Genomic DNA, 2,151 nt, shown 5'->3' on the forward strand with positions numbered 1-2,151 from the left:
CAGTGGCGGTACGCTCACCATCGATGACGCCGCGCTCGATCTGTCGGGAATGACTGTCAGCTCCCGTATCGAGAGCAGCTATGCCGGCGGCACCATCTTCACCGTGGCCGACGTCGCCGCGGCGTTCCATGTCTATGGCGGCGGCGGCAACGATACCCTCATCGCCAGCGGCTTCACGCTCTCCGCCAATCAGAGGGACAGCATTTTTCTGAACAGTTCTATCGAAGCCGTCCGGGACAACAGCGGACTCTACGGCAACGATCAGTCGAACGTTCTCTACGCAATCGCCAATGACACAATAACTGGCCAAGGAGGTAGCGACACATTCGTATTTTCGGCTGGTTTCGCGAGCGCGGTGATCACTGACTTCACACCAGGAACCGACATAATTCGAATCCCCGGTGAGCTTTTCGCCACCTCTCAGATCTTGGATTATGCGACGCAACAAAATGCGGATGTCGTCTTCGACGCACTGACGGGAGATACTCTCAGACTCTACAACGTCAATCTCGCAAGTCTCAGTTTAGGCGACTTTGATTTGATATGATTGCAAGCCGGATCCACTTTCCGAGGCTATTCCAAATCAAGACGCCTGCAGAACCAAGTTATCCACTGCGCATCTGGTTTGGCTGGGGTCCTGGAAGCTTTTCGAACTCTTCGTCCGACACCCTCAGCCGAGCCGCGGCCACTTATCAAAGAGATCGGAAATATCGAGCCGCGCCGTGGAACAGAGGTGGCTCGGGAAAACTGGACAGGGGTTATGAGTGGAATTTTCGCCTGAACGCGGCATGACAGCCGGGGAAGGCCGCTGGCGCGCTGGGCATGTCCGTCAAGATCCTTGAAGAAGTGTACGGGCACGCACCACCCCGATTTCCAGAAAGAGCGGCAGAGGTAGGAGCGAAATTAAACCGCGCCCCGACCGCATGAAATTTGCTATACGGCAGGCGAAAAAGGACGGCAAAGAGCGCGCCGTGCCCGCGGCTTGGGCAGATACCGCCGCGCAGTGGCTCGCCGGCTACGACGGCGAAACGGTGGACGAGGCTTTTCGAAAATGAACGATAGAAGCCGGTAGTTGTGCGGAAACTGTGCGGAAGGAAAATTGATGACTGCTAAGCGCTTGAAAAGATGGTGGGCGATGCAGGGATTGAACCTGCGACCCCACCCGTGTGAAGGGTGTGCTCTCCCGCTGAGCTAATCGCCCGCTCGTTGCCCGAAGGCCAAGCGAGCCGCGATATAAGGGAGGCAGGTGCGGGAAGTCAAGGCGGTGTCGGGCGTTCTGACAAGGATCGGATTTGCTGTCCTTTCGGCCCTGTCTTCGACCGGCGCCGGCAGCTTTCCGGTCAGTTTCCGGCAGCGGCAATCAGCTTTTGCGCCAGATCGAGCGTCAGCGCGTCGAAATGCGAGATCACCGCCGAGGGCTCGAATTCGCGCACATGGCGGTCGGTGTAGCCGAAATCGACCGCCACCACCGGAATGCCGGCGGCCTTGGCGGTGTCGATGTCGGTTTGCGAATCGCCGACCATCAGCGCGCGATGCGGATCGCCGCCGGCCAGCTTGATGGTCTCGATCAGGTGGCGCGGGTCGGGCTTGCGGAACGCGAACGTGTCCTGTCCGGCGATGGCGGCGAAATGCCTGGCCAGGCCGAGCGCCTCGATCAGCGCCAGCGAGTTGGCTTCGTATTTGTTGGTGCAGATGGCCAGGATATAGTCGGCATCTTCGAAGCGCGCGATCGCCTCGACGACGCCGGGGTAGGGGCGCGATTTGCCGGGGATGTTGAGGGTGTAGTGATCGAGGAACAGTTTCAGCAGCCGGTCGTGCTCCGCGACATCGAGCGATCGCTGCTGGGCGGCGTGCGCCCGCTCGATCATCACCCGACCGCCGTGACCGACAAAGCGCCTGAAACCGGCCTCGTCAACCGCCGCGAGCGCGCTGGCGGCAAGGCTGTGGTTCAGGCTGTCGAGCAGGTCCGGCGCTGTATCGATCAGCGTACCGTCGAGGTCGAACACGATGGTCGGTCGGGTCATGGTCTGTCCTGCGCAGATTTTACAAGGGCAGGCGATAAAGGCTGCGGCGCGTCAAGGCAAGCAGTCTGGGGCAAGCGCTTCAGACCAATGCAAGTTCGACTTGTGGCGGAGACGACCAATCGTCAAA

General features: G+C 59.9%; 3 protein-coding genes and 1 tRNA gene. 2 read left to right on the forward strand and 2 right to left on the reverse strand.

What is annotated here, in order from left to right:
* Together FCU66_RS41525 and FCU66_RS42620 are read left to right on the forward strand one after the other, a co-directional pair.
* On the forward strand, positions 1–547 hold a 547-nt coding region (locus FCU66_RS41525), incomplete at its 5' end, for a M10 family metallopeptidase C-terminal domain-containing protein (protein WP_425462893.1).
* Positions 548–923: 376 nt separating this feature from the next.
* Complete coding sequence (locus FCU66_RS42620) at positions 924–1,055, forward strand: hypothetical protein (RefSeq protein WP_281285605.1); 132 nt, start codon at positions 924–926, stop codon at positions 1,053–1,055.
* Positions 1,056–1,126: 71 nt separating this feature from the next.
* On the opposite strand, the gene FCU66_RS40725 is transcribed toward FCU66_RS42620, so the two are convergent.
* A tRNA-Val gene (locus FCU66_RS40725) sits at positions 1,127–1,201 on the reverse strand.
* A gap of 139 nt (positions 1,202–1,340) precedes the next feature.
* Entirely contained in the window at positions 1,341–2,024 is a 684-nt protein-coding gene (locus FCU66_RS40730; RefSeq protein ID WP_136622154.1) for a phosphoglycolate phosphatase, read from the reverse strand.
* Between the last annotated feature and the right edge of the window lie 127 nt (positions 2,025–2,151).

Source organism: Mesorhizobium norvegicum, from assembly GCF_004919685.1.
Lineage (GTDB): Bacteria > Pseudomonadota > Alphaproteobacteria > Rhizobiales > Rhizobiaceae > Mesorhizobium > Mesorhizobium norvegicum.